This window comes from Geothrix mesophila (genome assembly GCF_022808835.1).
Classification (GTDB): Bacteria; Acidobacteriota; Holophagae; order Holophagales; family Holophagaceae; genus Geothrix; species Geothrix paludis.
Genome location: NZ_JAKZLD010000001.1, coordinates 493,824 through 510,454, shown reverse-complemented (window position 1 = coordinate 510,454; position 16,631 = coordinate 493,824). Strand labels below are relative to the sequence as shown.

The 16,631-nt window shown below is 68.8% G+C and carries 11 protein-coding genes; 6 read left to right on the top strand and 5 right to left on the bottom strand.

Annotated elements, in window-relative coordinates; all coding sequences use genetic code 11:
• Window positions 1-68 precede the first annotated feature (68 nt).
• Together MLG87_RS02350 and MLG87_RS02345 are read right to left on the bottom strand one after the other, a co-directional pair.
• Window positions 69-542, bottom strand: coding sequence for a hypothetical protein (locus tag MLG87_RS02350; RefSeq protein WP_243293620.1), 474 nt, complete (start codon window positions 540-542; stop codon window positions 69-71).
• A gap of 67 nt (window positions 543-609) precedes the next feature.
• Complete coding sequence (locus tag MLG87_RS02345) at window positions 610-1,308, bottom strand: peroxiredoxin-like family protein (protein ID WP_243293619.1); 699 nt, start codon at window positions 1,306-1,308, stop codon at window positions 610-612.
• Between the two features lie 44 nt (window positions 1,309-1,352).
• Between MLG87_RS02345 and MLG87_RS02340 the strand changes: the two genes are divergently transcribed.
• From MLG87_RS02340 to MLG87_RS02320, 5 genes are read left to right on the top strand one after another with little or no spacing between them, the layout of a single operon-like run.
• Complete coding sequence (locus tag MLG87_RS02340) at window positions 1,353-1,958, top strand: TetR/AcrR family transcriptional regulator (protein WP_243293618.1); 606 nt, start codon at window positions 1,353-1,355, stop codon at window positions 1,956-1,958.
• 56 nt (window positions 1,959-2,014) lie between these two features.
• Window positions 2,015-3,634 carry an MFS transporter gene (locus tag MLG87_RS02335; RefSeq protein ID WP_243293617.1) on the top strand — a complete coding sequence of 540 codons (1,620 nt, stop codon included), beginning with the start codon at window positions 2,015-2,017 and terminating at the stop codon, window positions 3,632-3,634.
• 53 nt (window positions 3,635-3,687) lie between these two features.
• Complete coding sequence (locus MLG87_RS02330; protein WP_243293616.1) at window positions 3,688-4,662, top strand: serine/threonine protein kinase; 975 nt, start codon at window positions 3,688-3,690, stop codon at window positions 4,660-4,662.
• Window positions 4,662-8,759: a translocation/assembly module TamB domain-containing protein gene (locus MLG87_RS02325; RefSeq protein ID WP_243293615.1), complete on the top strand. Its 4,098-nt coding sequence runs from the start codon at window positions 4,662-4,664 to the stop codon at window positions 8,757-8,759. The genes MLG87_RS02330 and MLG87_RS02325 overlap by 1 nt, the downstream gene beginning before the upstream one ends.
• Before the next feature lie 45 nt (window positions 8,760-8,804).
• Window positions 8,805-9,026 carry a MoaD/ThiS family protein gene (locus tag MLG87_RS02320; RefSeq protein WP_243293614.1) on the top strand — a complete coding sequence of 74 codons (222 nt, stop codon included), beginning with the start codon at window positions 8,805-8,807 and terminating at the stop codon, window positions 9,024-9,026.
• Here MLG87_RS02320 and dnaX read toward each other — a convergent pair whose 3' ends face one another.
• Window positions 9,027-10,637: a DNA polymerase III subunit gamma/tau gene (gene dnaX / locus MLG87_RS02315; protein ID WP_243293613.1), complete on the bottom strand. Its 1,611-nt coding sequence runs from the start codon at window positions 10,635-10,637 to the stop codon at window positions 9,027-9,029.
• A gap of 134 nt (window positions 10,638-10,771) precedes the next feature.
• Between dnaX and gltB the strand changes: the two genes are divergently transcribed.
• Window positions 10,772-15,169: a glutamate synthase large subunit gene (gene gltB, locus MLG87_RS02310; RefSeq protein WP_243293612.1), complete on the top strand. Its 4,398-nt coding sequence runs from the start codon at window positions 10,772-10,774 to the stop codon at window positions 15,167-15,169.
• 49 nt (window positions 15,170-15,218) lie between these two features.
• On the opposite strand, the gene MLG87_RS02305 is transcribed toward gltB, so the two are convergent.
• Together MLG87_RS02305 and MLG87_RS02300 are read right to left on the bottom strand one after the other, a co-directional pair.
• Window positions 15,219-16,106 carry an SPL family radical SAM protein gene (locus tag MLG87_RS02305; protein ID WP_243293611.1) on the bottom strand — a complete coding sequence of 296 codons (888 nt, stop codon included), beginning with the start codon at window positions 16,104-16,106 and terminating at the stop codon, window positions 15,219-15,221.
• 30 nt (window positions 16,107-16,136) lie between these two features.
• Window positions 16,137-16,613, bottom strand: coding sequence for a DUF421 domain-containing protein (locus MLG87_RS02300; RefSeq protein ID WP_425250879.1), 477 nt, complete (start codon window positions 16,611-16,613; stop codon window positions 16,137-16,139).
• Between the last annotated feature and the right edge of the window lie 18 nt (window positions 16,614-16,631).

The window sequence follows — 16,631 nt, the reverse complement described above, 5'->3', positions numbered from 1 at the left end:
ACGCGAAGAAGGGCCCCTCCCGGGGCCCTTCTTCTTTCATGCCTATCCTTGATCCGATTGACCGACTTTCATCGCGAGCCCCAGGCGCGGACGTCCTCCCTCCACTTTTGGACGAGGCAGATCAGGGCCACCCCTGTCATAAGCGCGGGAATCACCTGCAGCACCCCTGTAACTTCGAAAAAGAGATCGTTCGGAAGCTCATAGGCCGGTGGGGGGAATAACCTCCGCATCAGGTCGGCCGAGGCGCCTGACATGTAAAGCGCGTCCTTCACGCAATGGTTGTAGCCGCCCTCGAATAACCCGATGGCGACGACAGGAACGATCAGGGCCGTGCCCACGAAGATCCAGAAAGCGAGGCTGGAGGTCGCCCATCCCCTCTGTTGCCAAGCTACATGCCGGGCCCCGAATAGGATGGCGATGGTGACGACGCTGACCAGCAGCACATGCATGCGCCAGGGCGTGGCGTAGCGGATGGCGCCATAGGCGTGGTGGATGCTGGTCAACATTAGGACGGCGAAGGCCCACCAGGCGGCGCGGGTCATCAAAACTGGGAGGGTTGGTGTGGTAGGTCGGAACATCGGCAGGGCTCCAAGCGACAAGGCCAGGGTTTCAAGAGGGAGTGGAAGAACGGGAGGCCTCGGAGGAGACGAGTCGGAGGAGTTCATCGACTGACCAGTGATCGTCCGCATGGATGCCGTACTTGCAGGCGATGACCCGTCCGCCGGGCGCGATGAGGAATTCGGCGGGTAGTCCCAATCCGCTTTCACCCCGGTCCGGCGGTCCCGGGCCAAAGACCGCCAACCCGTGGACGATGGCGCCCCAGGCTCGCGGATCCAGAAGGGAACGCGCGGATCGCTCTACGCCGAAGGCCATGTACAGGTGCCTCTCGGGGTCCCCGATGACCGAGAATGGCAGGGCGCCATCGTGCTTGCGGAGGGCCTCAGTCGAGGAATGAAAAACGGCGACTTCGCGGATTCCCGCCACCACCAACTCCTCGTGACGGGCGGCGATAGATCGGAGGTGCAGTTTGCAGATGGGGCAACCGGCAAACCGCCGGAACTGCAGGTGCACCATCCGATCCGGGTCCGGAATCTGGATGGGCCCGCCGTGGATGTCGAGGAGTTCCCGGGGCTCCACCACCGTTCCCACCTTCAATCGCCGAGCCTTCCGAGCTCCGTTCTGCTGCGAGTCCCCCGTTTGCATGAGTGTCTCCGAAGTCAATCGAACACCTTGTTCGAAATTAAACACAGACTCATAATCCACATCTCCGGTGGCAACGGCCAGTACGACGCCCACTGCTGAGTTCAATTCCGATCAACTGACCCCGACTTGTTCGAAAGCGGAGCGGCCTCATGGCTAGGAAACCTGATCGGCGTGTGGAACGGACGCGGCAGCTGCTCCGCACCGCGCTCTTCTCCCTGGTGAAGGAGAAAGGGTTTGAAGGATTGTCGGTGCAGGAAATCATCGACCGCGCGAATGTGGGTCGCGCCACCTTCTACGCCCACTTCGACAACAAGGAGGACCTGCTGGTGAGCGGTTTCGACGACCTGCAGGCCACCCTGAAGGCGAGGCAGCAAGAGGCCTTGGCACGCGGGAAGAACCTGGAAGAGCAGGTGTTCGCCTTCAGCCGCGATCTGTTCGTGCATGCCGGCGAACACCGGGATGTCTACAGGGCGATGGCTGGTCGGCAGAGCGGTGGCGTGATCAGGTACCACCTGCACAAGCTACTGACACATCTGATCCGCGAGGATCTGAAGATCATGCTCCCGCACCCGAATGCCGACAGCGTTCCGCGGGAAGCCCTCGTTCAGCATCTGGCCGGCGGTTCTTTTGGCCTGCTCATGTGGTGGCTGGACAGCAGGAAGCAGCTCCCCGTCGAGGAGGTCGAAGCCCTGTTCCGGAACCTGGCGATGCCCGTGGTGAAAGCCGCGACAGATCTCGCGATCCTTCAGGACTAGGCGCAGCGGCCAAACGCCCCATGACAGCCATCCCCCCGTTCCGTTAGCCTGAACCCGTGACCGACGCCAAGAGCCCCTTCGCCCCGCTTCGAAGCCGCATCTTCTTCGCGATCTGGATCGCGGCCATGGCCTCGAACGTGGGCACCTGGGTGCAGAGCGTCGGCGAGAAATGGCTGATGGGCGAGATCACGCGATCCCCCCTGCTCATGAGCCTCATCGAGACCGGCGCCACCCTGCCCATGCTCGTGCTCTCCATGCCGGGCGGCGCCATCGCCGACATCGTGGACCGTCGCCGGATGCTCCTGGCGACCCAGGCCTGGATGCTGGTGGCCGCGGCCGCCATGGCGGTCCTTTCGGCCCTCCACCTGGTCACGCCCGGCGTGCTCATCGGCATGTCGCTGCTGCTGGGCGTGGGGGCGGCCCTCAATTCGCCTGCCTGGCAGGCCTCGGTGCCCGACCTGGTGCCGAAGGAGCAGATCGCGGCGGGTGTCGCCCTCAACAGCGCCGGGTTCAATGTCAGTCGAGCCGTGGGTCCAGCCCTCGGCGGCCTGGTGGTGGGATGGCTGGGGGCCACCTGGGCCTTCGCCCTCAACGCCGTCTCCTTCGTCGGGGTGCTCCTGGTCCTCAAGGGATGGAAGCGCCAGCCCGTCACCACGGACCTGCCCGCGGAGCAGTTCAGCGCGGCCATGAAGGTGGGCCTGCGTTACGCCTGGCACAGCAAGCCGCTCCAGGTGATCCTCCTGCGCGGCGGCGGGTTCGTGTTCTTCGGCGGCCCGATCTTCTCGCTGCTGCCGACACTGGCCATCCACCGGCTCAACCTCGGCTCCACGGCGTTCGGCCTCCTGCTGGGCTGCACCGGGGCCGGGGCCGTGGGCATCACCCTGGTGCTCCCCGCACTCCGGCGGCGCTTCACCCCCAACACACTGATGGCTCTCGCTACCGCGACCTTCGCGGCGGGACTCCTGGCCCTGGCCTTCCTCAACCACGCCCCCTCCGTCGGGCTGGTGCTCCTGGTGGGCGGAGCCGGTTGGCTGACCGTGCTGAGCACCTGCAACACCGGCGTCCAGCTCTCGGTGCCGTCCTGGGTGCGGGCCCGGGCGCTTGGCGTCTACATCACCGTGTGGGGCGGAGCCATGGCCGGAGGGGCCGCTTTCTGGGGCGCCGTTGGCGAGCGCTGGGGCATCCACGTCGCCTTCGCCTGCTCGGGCCTCGGCATGCTCCTGTTCCTGGTGCTCACGGCCCGCCTGAAGATCCAGGCCCTCCACCAGCCTCTGGACTTGAGCCCGCACCACCTCCAGCCTCATTCCCCCGGCCCCATCGATCCCCACGAGGGCCCCATCCTCACGGTGCTCGAGTACCGGGTCCCCGAGCCGAACAAGACCGCCTTCCGGGAGGCCATGCGCGAGGTCCGCCGCATCCGCAACCGGGACGGCGCCGTGCGATGGTCGCTCTTCCAGGATCTCGTGCCGCCCGATCCGGGCCAGGTGCGGTTCGTGGAGAGCTTCCTCAGCTCCAGCTGGGGCGAACACCTGCGCCAGCATCACCGCGCCACGGTGGAGGACCGGGCGTTCCTGCGCAGGGCCTACAGCCTGTGCGTGGAACCGAAGCCGAGAGTCCGCCACCTCACCGCCGCCTGGGAAGGGCGGGACTCCATCCTGGACCGGATCCTGGAATAGGATTCGCAATCCATTTCGGTCATGCTGGTTCCATCGCTTCGGAGCCCGCGCCCGTGCTTTCCAAGGACCAGACCCTGGGGAAATACCAGATCCTGGACCGCCTCGGCTCGGGCGGTTTCGGAGCCGTCTACCTGGCCATGGACACCTGGGTGAACCGCAAGGTGGCCCTGAAGGTGCCCCACCAGCAGCAGGACGAGATCGTGGACCTGCTGAAGGAGCCGCGCATCATGGCGGGCCTGAAGCATCCGAACATCGTCGAGCTCATCACCGTGGAGCGGAAGAACGGCATCTTCTTCATGGTGCTGGAATACGTCGAAGGCGAGAGCCTCGACCGCATGATCCGGAGGGAACGCACGCTCCCGCCCACGCGGGCTCTGGAGATCGGCCTCGATGTCTGCAGCGCCATCGCCTTCGCCCACGGCCACCAGATCCTGCACCGGGACCTGCGCCCCGCCAACATCCTGGTGAACCGCGAGGGCGTGGCCAAGGTCACCGACTTCGGCACCTCCCGCGTGCTGGAGCTGCAGCACGTGCCCTACGCGCCCACGCGCATCGGCTCACCTCCCTACATGGCGCCCGAGCACTTCCGCGGCCGGGCCGTGTTCCAGTCGGATCTCTGGTCTCTGGGCATCACCCTCTACGAGATGCTCACGGGCACCGTCCCCTTCTACGACGCGGATCCCCTCAAGATCGCCCAGGCCTTCACCAGCCAGCAGATCGTGGCGCCCCACCTGCGCAACCCCGTCGTCCCCAAGGCCTTCTCCGAAGTCGTCATGAAGGCCCTGGCCGTGAACCTCGGTGAGCGCTACCTGTCGGCCCAGGCCTTCCTGGAGGCGCTGCGCCGGCTCCGCGACAGCGTGGCCAGAGAGACCCGGCCCCTGGGCACCGCCGTGCTCTCCACGAACAGCTCCGGCCCCCACCCGACCCTTCGCGCCACCACCCAGGCCCAGCTCTGCCCATACTGCTTCCGCCAGCTGCCCCGCATGGCCAAGAGCTGCCCCAGCTGCCGCGAAAAGATTGAACGCTGATGGTCTGGCATCCCACCAAGGAAGCCGTGCAGCGACTCTGGGGTCGCCGCTGGGTACGGAGGATCTCCTACCTCCTGGTGGCCGGCGCCGCCACCGTGACCATCGTCCCCTGGGTGGCCACCCGGCCCGTGGTGCTGCGTTGGGCCATCTCGAAGCTGGATGGGCTGGTGCGGGAGGAGACCGGACTCTCCCTGGAGGTCGGACAGCTGGAGCTGCATCCGCTCTTCGGATCCGCCTCCATGCGCGACGTGCGGCTGGGTGGGGACCTCTTGACGGTCCAGCGGGTGGAGGTCCAGACGAACCTCACCTCCCTCCTCGCCCCCACGCACCGCATCTTCTCGATCCGGGTGGAGCATCCCCACCTGCGACTGACGGAAGCCGGACTGGCCGCCATCCACCTCAAGGAGCACCCGCCCCGCAAGGGCCCCCTGCCCCAGGTGCGCCTGGACCTGCTCAGCATCACCGGTGGCGAGATCGACATCCCTGAACCGCTCCGGGGCCTGCCGCCCATGCAGTACCGGTTTGAGGTGAAGGCCACGGGGACGGCTCCCAACCAGCTCCGCGTGGACGTGGCGGGTCCGCAGTGGATGGTCAAGGGTCCGAACGGATGGGAGAAGGGGCGCCTGGACCTGAACGGCGAAGTCACCGAACAGTTCGTGGTCCTGAAGGAGGGCTATTTCCGCCTCGGGGAGAGCCAGATCCGGCTGCATGGCCGCTTCGACGCGAAGAAACCCGGCTCCCCAGAGCGCCTGGACGCCCGGGCGACCGGCGTCATGGCCCTGGCCCAGGCGGCCCACTGGGGCGGCATGAAGCGCCCCCCGCTCACCGGCGACCTCGACCTGAATGTCTCAGCGCGCGGAACCTTCTCGGACCTTCGCTGGACCGTGAGCGCCGACGGTGCGGGGTTGCGGCCCTCGGAGGGCGCCTTGGCCCCGGGCAACCTCGATCTTCGCGGCAGCGGAAACCTTGAGGGATTCCAGCTGAGCCACCTCCGCTGGCAGTCCTCCCAGGGCGACCTCTCCCTGGAAGGCGGCTGGTCCCGGAAAAAGCCAGCCAAGGGCACCCTCACGGGACAGGGCCTGGACCTGGAGGTCCTGGGGCGACTCCTCCGGCTGCCGGAGCTCCAGGGACTCCGCGGCAACCTCAAGGCCCAGGCGGAGGGGCCCGCGGATCCGGAAGCGCTCCGCCGGCCGGATCGCTGGCAGGGAACGGTCCAGCTCGGCCTGACCCAGCACGGTCTGGAGGCCGGAAACCTGCACGCCGCCCTCCGGAATGGCCAGGCCACCTTGGATCAGCTCCACCTGGACCTGGAAGCCCTCAAGGTCGATGGCACCGGATGGGCCCAGCTCGGGCCGCGGAGCCTAGCCCGGGTGGAGGCTGAGGGCACGGTGGATGTCGGTGCGGGACAGGTGGCCCAGGCCCTCCGCGCCTGGAAGGTGGTGGACCTCGACATGGAAGGGCAGACCCGGGCCAAGGCCAAGGTCCGCTGGAGCCGCGGCACCGGCCTGGAGCTGGACGGTTCCGGGGAGGTCGCCCATCCGCGCTGGCACGGGGCCCGGGCCGACAGCGTCGAGGCGCAGGTCCAGATCCGGGACACGGAGCTGCGCGTCACGGATATCGACCTGAAAAAGGATGAAGGCCGCGGAGGCGGCGACCTCTGGCTCACCTGGGGCCGCACCGCCCCGGGGCAAAAGCAGATGGACATGTGCTACACAGCCTTCCGCCTCCCCGTGGCCGAAGGGCTCCGGGCGGCGGATGTGAAGGACACCGACGGCCGGGAGCTGCCCATCACGGGGCTCGGCGGGGGGTGGGTCCGTCTCCAGGGACAGTTCGATCACATCACCATGAACGGGTCCGCTCAAGTCGAGTCAGGTGAAGTTTACGGAATCAAAATTCCAGCGGCCTCCTCGGACTTCTCCATGGATATCGACCGCCTCCGGCTGCGACTCGACGATGTGCGCATCGGCGAACGGCTGGACCTGCTGGGCGGACTCAGCGCGGAACCCGAGGGAGCCCTGGCTCTGGCGGGCAAGGCCGACATGGACTTCAAGCGCTGGACCTGGTGGGTGGACCTCGCCGGACGCCTGGATTCGCAGCTCCTGAATCTGCCCGGACCCCGGGTGCAGGCCCAGGTGGAGTCCCGCCTTCTGGGACCCATCACGAGCCCCTTCGGATCCCTGGATCTGCCCGAGGGCCGGGTCACGGTGAGCCGGGGCCGCATGTTCTTCGGCGGCCGCAGCCTGGAGGGGCTTGAGGCCTCCGTGAAGCTGGAGCGGGGCCACCTGGAGGGCCGGCTCGGCATCGAGGGCATGGCCCGTCCCGTGGTGGAGGCCCAGGTTCGACGGGACGGCCTGGACTTGGCGGGCCACTTGGCCCTGACCATCGCGCCGGACAGCGCCCGCACGGACACCCTGGCGCGGAGCCTCACGGAGGATCTGCTGGAGGACCTGAACCTCGAGGCCACCGCCGATGGGCGCTGGGATGGGCGCGCCCTGGCGTGGACGGGCACGCTGAACCGCCTGGCGGCCCAGTTCAACGTCTTCGAACTGCATCAGGCGCAGCCTTCTGCCCTTCATGGCGACGCGGCCGGAGCAGTAGTGGACATCAGCCTGGAGGGCGGCGCGCGGAAGCCGGCGGACGCCTCCCAGGCCCAGGCAGCGGGACTGCGCCTGTCGGGCACCCTGCCCTTCTCCATGGCCACGCCCCTCGGCCTCCGGGTCCAGGGCGGGGCGAACCTGGCCCACCTCAAGACCATCTTCGATCGCGTCATGGAGGTCGATGAGTACAGCCTGCTTTCCGAAGTCCGGATCCAGGGCACGAGCCGCTTCGACCTTCTTGTTCACGGAACCTATGGCGATCCCCTGCTGGATGGCCACCTCGCCCTGGAGAAGGGCCGGCTCAACCTGCGCGGCTACCAGGGGGTGGAGGATCTCCAGGCCGAGGTGATGTTCAAGGACCACACCATCTCCATCCCGGCCGAGAAGCCCCTGCAGGGGACCCTCGCCCATGGCGACCTGAAGGTTTCCGGCGGGGTCACCTGGAAGCTGGGCGGCCTGGACACCTATGCCCTGAAGGCCTCCCTGGCCAATTTCCAGCTCCGCGACGTGCCCGAGGGCCTGGAGATCCAAGGCACCCTGCGCGCCACCCTGGATGGAAACGAGGATGGGGGTGTGCTCAAGGGCCGGCTGCGCGCGGATCGGCTGAACTACCAGACCGAAGTGAAGCTGGCGGACCTCATCCTCCGTAGCGCCCTCAGCGACAGCGGCGGGCTGACGGGCCTGGACCTGGACGACCCCCTGGACCGCATCCGCCTCGACCTGGACCTGGACCTCCGGAATCCCTGGAGCTTCAACACCAACCTCCTGAAGCTCGACGGCCGGACCGAGGGCCCCTTCCAGGTGGTCGGCACCCTGGCGCACCCCATCCCCAAGGGCATCCTGGTCTTCCAGCCCGGCGGCCGGGTCACCAACATCTTCCCCGCCGGCGACATGGTGGTGGACCGGGGCTCGCTGACCTTCTCCGAGCTGCGCCCGCTGGACCCGGTCATCAGCCTCCAGGGCAGCGTGACCTCCATACCCGGCTACACGGTGAACCTGGACATCCACGGCACCCTCAGCAACCTGGCCATCGTGCCCAGCTCCACGCCGAGCCTGCGCCAGGACGAGATCGTGGCCATCCTCATCAACCCGGGCAACGCCGCGAACGTGGGCACCGCCAGCGCCTCATCCGGCGCCACCCAGGGCGCCATCACCTCGGGCCTGGCCAGCGCGGGCTCGGGCCTCATCTCCACCCTGGCCTTCGCGCCCTTCCAGGAGCAGCTGCGCCGCACCCTGGGCCTGGATCGCGTCAACGTGGCCGTGCGCACCACCAGCCTCGGCACCACGGAGACCGAGGTCACCATGGGCAAGAGCATCAACCTGTTCGGCCAGCGCAGCGCCTTCGTGGTCTCCCACAAGAAGAGCGGGAACCTGAGCATCACCTCGGGCCAGGTGGAGTGGCGTTTCGGCAACTTCATCCTCCAACTGGGCGCCAGCAAGGGCGGCGGCGCCGGCCTGACCCCGTCGGGCGAGATCCGGCATTCCTGGAGCCCGAACTAGCTGGAGGCTGACGGCTGGAGGCGCTAGCGTGGAGGTGGAGGCCCCATGATCACGGTGAAGTGCTTCGCCCGGTACCGCGCCCTGCTGGGCTTCAGCGACCTCAGCCTGCCCGCGGCGTCCACCCTGGGCGACCTGTTGGCGGATCCGCGCTTCGCGGCCCTGCCCAAGGACGCCCTCCTGGCCGTGAACCAGAGCTTTGCCGACCGGAACACCGTCCTGGCGGACGGCGACGAGGTGGCCCTCATGCCCCCCGTGTCGGGCGGCTGATCACCCCTCGCGCCGGATCTCCAGCACTTCGCCCCCACTGAGGCGCAGCAGGTCCTGGAAGCCCGGCTCGCGCCGCAGCCGGTCCTCGGGCCGCTCGGGCTGGGCTTCCGCCGGTTCCTCGTCGAAACGGATCTCCAGCTCCCGCAGCCCCGGAAGCACGGCCGCCAGCGCGGCGAGCACATGGGGATTCGCCCGTTCGCGCTCCAGGTCCTGGAGGGTCTGCCGCACGTTGCCGGGAAAGCGGAAGCGCAGCACCGGCGGTTCCCATCGCAGGTCCGTGGCCATCTGCGGGGCGGTACCGAGGGAGCGCAGCCCGGGCAGCCCCCGCAGCGCCTCGCTGCAGGCCGTGCGCAGCTGAGGTGGCGCGGACGGGGCCGAAGACGGGCTCGGGGGCGCGGCGTGAACGCGCGCGGAAGCAGGGACCTGCGGGGAGGCCGGCGTGGGCCTGCGGGGCCCCTCAGGCGCCGGCGCGGCCTGGGGACCCTTGGAAGGGACCGGTGGCGGTCCGGCCGCTGGGATTGAAGAGCGGGCCGGAGCGCCCGACACGAGGGCATCGAGGGGGGCCAGGTGGGGCAGCTGGGCCGCAGTCACCAGGGCCAGCTCCACCACCACCCGCGGCAGGCTGCTGTCGCGCAGGTCCCTTTCTCGGCTCAGCAGCAGCTGGAGCATGCGGGCCCAGCGCAGCAGGTCCTGGGGCCCCCGGGCGGCCCGGGCCTCCTGCTCCAGACGGTCCCGGAAGGCCAGCACCAGCTCGCGCCAGAAGGTGGCCCAGTCCGCACCCTGCTCGTTCAGCTCGCGGCAGGCCTCCACCAGGGCCGCCGTGTCGCCGATGGCCAGGGCGGACATCACGCCCTGCACCAGGTGGGCGCTGACGATGCCCAGTTGCTCGCGGACGGACTCCTCCAGCACCTTCCCGTCCCCGGCGGCGATGACGCGGTCGAGGATGGTGAGCGCATCGCGCATGGAGCCCTGCCCCGCCTCGGCCACCAGCCGCAGGCTGTTCCCCTCGGCCTCGACGCCCTCCTGCTCGCAGACGTGCTTGAGGCGGCCTTCGATGAGCCCCACGGGGATCAGCCGGAAGGGGAAGATCTGGACCCGGCTCTTGATGGTGTCTGGGACGTCCTGCAGCTCCGTCGTGGCCAGCACGAAGATGGCGTGGGGCGGCGGCTCCTCGATGACCTTCAGCAGGGCGTTGAAGGCCTCGGTGCTGAGCATGTGCACTTCGTCGATGATGTAGACCCGGTAGCGGCAGAAGGCGGGACGGGTCTGCACCTGTTCCCGGAGGGCGCGGGCATCGGCTACCGAGGCGCGGCTGGCGGCGTCGATCTCGACGATGTCCAGGTTCTGGTCCGGCTGCTCCGCGGCCCGGCAGGGGTCGCAGAGGCCGCAGGGCGTGGCCGTGGGGCCCTCCACGCAGTTCAGGGCCCGGGCCAGGATGCGGGCCGTGCTCGTCTTGCCCGTGCCGCGCACCCCGGCGAAGAGGTAGGCCTGGTGGATGCGCCCACTCTCCTTCGCCCGCTTGAGGGCGTTGGCCAGCGCCTTCACGCTCCCCTCCTGCCCCACCAGGTCGGAGAGCAGGCGCGGGCGGTACTTGAGGGCGAGGGTGGTCATGGGACGTCCAGTCTCCCACAACGTCCAGGGGACCGTCAGGGGCTATAAGCGCGCCTGATAACTCCATACGGCGTTTCAAAGGCACAGGCGTTCTGATTCTCGTTAGGATGGCTTGATCCCGAAAGGAAAAGACGATGCTTGAGGGATCGCGATCCGAGCACAGCGCATGCGGGGTTGGCTTCATCGCCAGCCGGACCGGCACGGCCAGCCGCGACATCCTGGAGGACGCCCTCCACGCGCTGAAGTGCGTGGAGCATCGCGGCGGCTGCGCGGCGGACCAGGTCAGCAGCGACGGGGCCGGCGTCATGGCCGACATCCCCTTCGAGATGCTGGGCTACCAGCCCGGCGACATCGCCGTGGCCAGCCTCTTCATGCCCCAGGATCCGGATCGCCTGCGCCGGTCCATGGAGATCTTCGAATCCACCCTCGCCTTCTTCGACCTGGATGTCCTGGCCTATCGCGAAGTCCCCGTGGATCCATCCGTCCTCGGCGAGGAGGCCCGGCGCTCCCTGCCCTCCATGCGCCAAGTCGTCCTGCGCCGCCCTGTGCAGTGCCGGACGGACGCCTCCTTCGACAAGCTGCTCTACTCGGCCAAGCAGGTGCTCCGGACCAAGCTGGTGGAGCAGGGCATCCAGAACGAGTTCTTCTTCGCCTCCCTGTCGGCGCGCACCATCGTCTACAAGGCCCTGACCCGGGCCGCGGACCTGGACCGCTTCTACCTCGACCTGCAGGATCCCCGGTTCGTCACGCGGTTCGCCATGATCCACCGGCGCTTCAGCACCAACACCCGGACCTCCTGGGACAAGGCCCAGCCCTTCCGCCTCATCGCCCACAACGGCGAGATCAACACCATCGCGGGCAACCGGTCCCGGGCCATCTCCCGCGAGATGTCCATCGGCCTCAAGGCCGATCAGCTCGTGACCCACGGCTCCATCAGCGATTCCGGAAGCCTGAACGAAATCGCCGAGGCCCTGCACTACCGCAGCAGCATCCCGCACATGGAGGACATCCTCGCGATCATGATGCCTCCCGCCGAGGGGCAGAGCGCCTTCTACACGTTCTGGAGCCGCGCCATGGAGCCCTGGGACGGCCCGGCCTTCCTGGTCTTCTCCGACGGCAGCAGCGTGGGGGCGCGGCTGGACCGCAACGGCTTCCGCCCGGCCCGCTGGGCCATGACCGATGACCGCTTCTACCTGGCCTCCGAAGCCGGCTCCTTCCCCATCGACGAGGGTGCCGTGCGCCGCAAGGGCATCCTCTACGCGGGCACCGGCGTATCGCTCGACCTGGCCAGCGGCAGGGTCCACTTCCGCGACCCGGGCCGCTCCCGCGAGCACCGGGACGCCACCTTCGACGCCCGCACCCGGCCCATCGGGTCGCTCCCGGGAACCGACGCGCCCGGCCCTGTCAGCGCCTTCAAGAAGACCCTGTTCACCTGCTCCCGCGAGGAGCTGGAGAAGATCCTCTATCCCATGGCCGTCACCGGAAAGGAGGCCATCGGCTCCATGGGCGACACCGCCCGGCCCAACGTGTTCTCCTCCGAGCCGCGTCCCTTCTTCGACTACTTCTACCAGCACTTCGCGCAGGTCACGAACCCGCCCCTGGACTACATCCGGGAGGGCAACATCACCGACCTCCGGGTGTTCCTCGGCCGGGCGCCGAACATCTTCTTCCCCAAGGACCTGGTGCCCCTGAACGAGGCACTGGAGCTGCCGCGGCCCATCCTCGACCTGGGGCAGATGCGCTTCCTGGAGCGGATGCAGAGCCTGCGCCCCTCGGAATCCCACATCATCCCCCGCACCTTCCCCATGGTCTTCCGGCGGGAGGACGGCGTGGCCGGCTTCCATGCGGCCGTCGAGCAGCTGGCGGTGGACGTGCGGAAGGCCGTCGAACAGGGGACCAGCGTCATCATCCTCAGCGACCGGGAGGCCAGCGTCGAGCGGCCACCCATCCCGGGTCTCATCGCCCTGCGGGCCGTCGTGCACACCCTCAACGAATCGGGGCTGCGCCTCAACGCCGCCATCGTGATGCACACCGGCGAGGCCCGCACCTCCCACCACCTGGCCGCCCTCATCAGCTTCGGCGCCTCGGCGGTCTGCCCCTACCTGGCCCTGGAGATCGCCCGCCAGGACCAGCACCCCAGCTTCGGGACCCTGACGCCGGACCAGCGCGAGAAGCATTTCGTCGGAGCCCTGGAATCGGGCCTCCTGAAGATCATGGCCAAGAGCGGGATCTCGGTGGTGCAGAGCTACATGAGCGCCAAGCTCTTCACCGCCGTTGGCCTGGGGCCCGAGCTGATGGAGACCTTCTTCCCGGGCCACGCGAGCCCGCTGGGCGGCATCGGCTACGAAGAGCTGGCCGGCGACGTGCTTCGGAAGACCAGCCTGGCGGCCCAGGCCGGCTTCATGGATCGCCTGCTCCACACCCACCAGTTCCGCGAATCGCCCCGGGCCGGCGAGGGCGAGCACCACGGGCTCACCTCCGCGCGCGCAAGGCTCCTCCATCGCCTGGTACAACTCGATCCCGGGACGGACGAAGCCAGGAAGCTCTACAGCGAGTACCTCGCCTCCCTGAAGGCCGACGAACCCATCAACCCGAGGCACCTGCTGGCCTTCCGGACCGCTGCATCGCCCCTGCCCCTGGAGGCTGTGGAGGACGTGTCGGCCATCCTCCACCGCTTCGGCGCCGGCGCCATGTCCTTCGGGGCCGTGAGCGCAGAGAGCCAACGCGACCTGATCCTGGCCATGGAGGCCGTCGGCGGCCGCAGCAACAGCGGCGAGGGCGGCGAGAACCCCTTCTACTGGACCGACGGCATCACCGCCTCCACCAAGCAGGTGGCCTCGGCCCGCTTCGGCGTCACGGCGGAGTACCTCGTCTCCGGCGAGGAGATCCAGATCAAGGTGGCCCAGGGCGCCAAGCCCGGCGAGGGCGGCCAGCTCATGCGCGTGAAGGTGGACGCCACCATCGCGAAGGCCCGGTTCTCTCTGCCCGACGTGGACCTGATCTCCCCGCCGCCCCTGCACGACATCTACAGCATCGAGGACCTGAAGGAACTCATCCACGAGCTGCGGCAGGTCCATCCCGGCGCGAAGATCAGCGTGAAGCTGGTGTCCGGCACGGGCATCGGCACCATCGCCGTGGGCGTTGCCAAGGCCGGTGCGGACATCATCTACATCGCCGGCGGCGACGGCGGCACGGGCGCAGCCACGCTGGGCTCCATGAAGCATGCGGGCCTCCCCTGGGAGTTCGGCCTCATCGAGGCCCACCAGGCCCTGCGGGAGAACCAGCTCCGCGGCCAGGTGGAGCTGCGCGTGGACGGCGGCCTCCTCACGGGCAAGGACCTGGTGACCGCGGCCATCCTGGGGGCCGAGGGGTTCGAGTTCGGCAAGCTCCTGCTGGTGGCCGAAGGCTGCATGATGGCCCGCATCTGCGAGAAGAACACCTGCCCCGCGGGCATCGCCACCCACGACCCGAAGTTCAAGGCCCGCTACACGGGAAGCCCCGAGGCGATCCAGCGCATGCTCGTCCACCTGGCGGAGGATGCGCGCCGCCACCTCGCCTCCCTGGGCGTCCGCTCCCTTTCCGAGCTGCAGGACCGCGTGGAGCTGTTCCAGGTGGCCCCCGAGCATGCGACCTTCGTCAGGGATCGCAAGCTGGACCTGTCGGGCTTCCTGGAGCCCCGTCCCGCGGCGAACGGAGCCTCCCCGATCCCCTTCAACCAGGAGGGAGTCGCCCCTCTGAACCAGCAGATCCTGGCAGCTGCGGAGCCCTTCCTCGCCGGAGGGGGCGCCCATCACCACATCTACGCCATCACCACCGGCGATCGGGGCATCCTGGCCACCCTGGCTGGAGCCATCGCCCGCAAGGTGCGCGAGCGGCGCCGGCAGGGCGAGGATCCGACGGTTCCCGGCCAGCTGCGGCTCGACTTCACCGGCAGCGCAGGCCAGGGATTCGGCGCCTTCCTCACGGAGGGGCTCGACGTCCGCCTGCAGGGCGAGGCCAACGATTCCGTCTGCAAGTCCATGTCCGGCGGCCGGGTCATTCTCGTGCCTCATCCGGAAGCCTCCTATACCCCCGAGACCAACGCCATCGTGGGCAACGGCGCCCTGTACGGCGCCACGGGCGGAACGCTGCTGGTGCTCGGCCTGGCCGGCGACCGCTTCGCCGTCCGCAACAGCGGCGCCTCGGCCGTGGTCGAAGGCGCGGGCCACCACGCCTGCGAGTACATGACCCGCGGGGCCGTGGCCATCCTCGGCCCCGCCCTCACCAACGCCGGAGCCGGCATGACCGGCGGCTGCCTGTTCCTGCGGCGGGAGCGCGGCGACCAGGTGAACCGCGACTACCTCGCCCCCATCGCCTGGCGGCCCGAAGACGAGGCTCTCTTCCGCGACCTCCTCGAGGCCCATGCCGCTGGCACCGGGAGCCGCACCGCCGCGGCCCTGCTGGAAGACTGGCCCGCGGCCCTTGCCGCCTTCGCGCCCTTCGTGCCCGTGGCCGTGGCGAAGGCCGCCAGCCCCCAGGCCCAGGTTCTCTAGAGGGTCGCATTGGAAGGGAGGTTCTCCCTCTGTCCGCCCCTACACCGCCCTAGCCCACCCGGTCGAACAGGCCGGGCTGGCGGATGGGCGGCGGCGGGGGTGGCGCAGGCTTCACGGGCCGCTCCCGAACGCGCCGCCTCGCCGGGAACGCGGTCCCGAACGCCTCCCGGATGCCCTCCGCATAGGTGGGATCCAGCACCTTCAGCCAGCCATGGTCCGCCAGCACCTTGTAGAAAGGATCCTGCTTCAGGAGCCGGAGGCCGCCCACCCAGGCGCCGGAAGCTCCGCTGGCCTTGGCCCGTCGGGCGAAGGCCTGGGCGTCATGCACGGCCATGAGGGGGGTCACGGCCACGGTCACCCTGATGCCGGCGGCGGCCAGGCGCTCGACGGCGGCCCATCGGCTCGGGATGGCGGGAGCATGGGGCTCCACCGCCTGACGCACGGTGTCGTCATCCGTGGGGATGGACAGGCCCACGGACAGCCGGTCACCAAAAGCCCGCAGCAGGTCGAGATCCTGGAGCACCAGGGGCGACCGGGTGTGGACGATCACATCGGTGGTGGGGCAGAGCAGCAGCACCTCCAGGCAGCGGCGGCTGAGGCGGTACTGCCGTTCCAGCGGCTGGTAGGGATCCGTGGCCGAGGCCATGAAGACCCGCTCGCCATGCAGTCGGTGCCGCTGGGACCAGAGCAGCTCCGGGGCGTTCAGCTTGGGCGTCACCCAGTTGCCCCAGTCCTCGGGTCGGTGCAGGGCATTGGGGTATTCACGGACGTAGCAGTAGCGGCATCCGTGGCTGCAGCCGCGGTAGGGGCTGAGGGCGAAACCGAAACCGTAGCGTTCGTCCTTCTGGGGCCGCAGGATGGACCGCGCTTCTTCAGGCTCCACCAGCAGGCCCTGGAAGAGGGGGGGCGGTTCTGAAGGCAGCGGCAGCGGCGTCATGCCTCTAGTTTTCGCTTTTTATTCGTCAAGTCAAGGGGTGGCTGGCGGTTTGGGGATCACGTTGATGCGGCCGTTGGTCTCGAGGATGGCCACCCGCACATCCGCGAGATCCGCCACGCCCGCCTGCCGGACCGCCGCCATGAGCTCATGGTGGGTGATCCGCTCGGCCGCGAGCATGGCCTCGTCCGGGACGCCGTGATGCACGAGGATCTGGGGCCTCCCTTCCAGGAAGGTCTCCGCCCGCTTGCTGCGCCATGTGAGCCAGGCCATCAGGGCGTTCAGCACCAGGAGGGTGCCCACCAGGATGAAGCCCGCGGACACCGTGTTGTCGCCAGCGTTCATGCTGTTCTGGACGGCGTTGCTCAGGACCAGCAGCATCACGAAGTCGAAGGGGGCCAGCTGGCCCACCTGGCGCTTGCCCGTGAGGCGCAGCATCACCATCAGGAACCCGTAGACCAGCAGGGCCCGGAGGACGAACTCCCACCAAGGCTGCGCGAGGCGCCACATGGAAGAGCCCACAGGCAG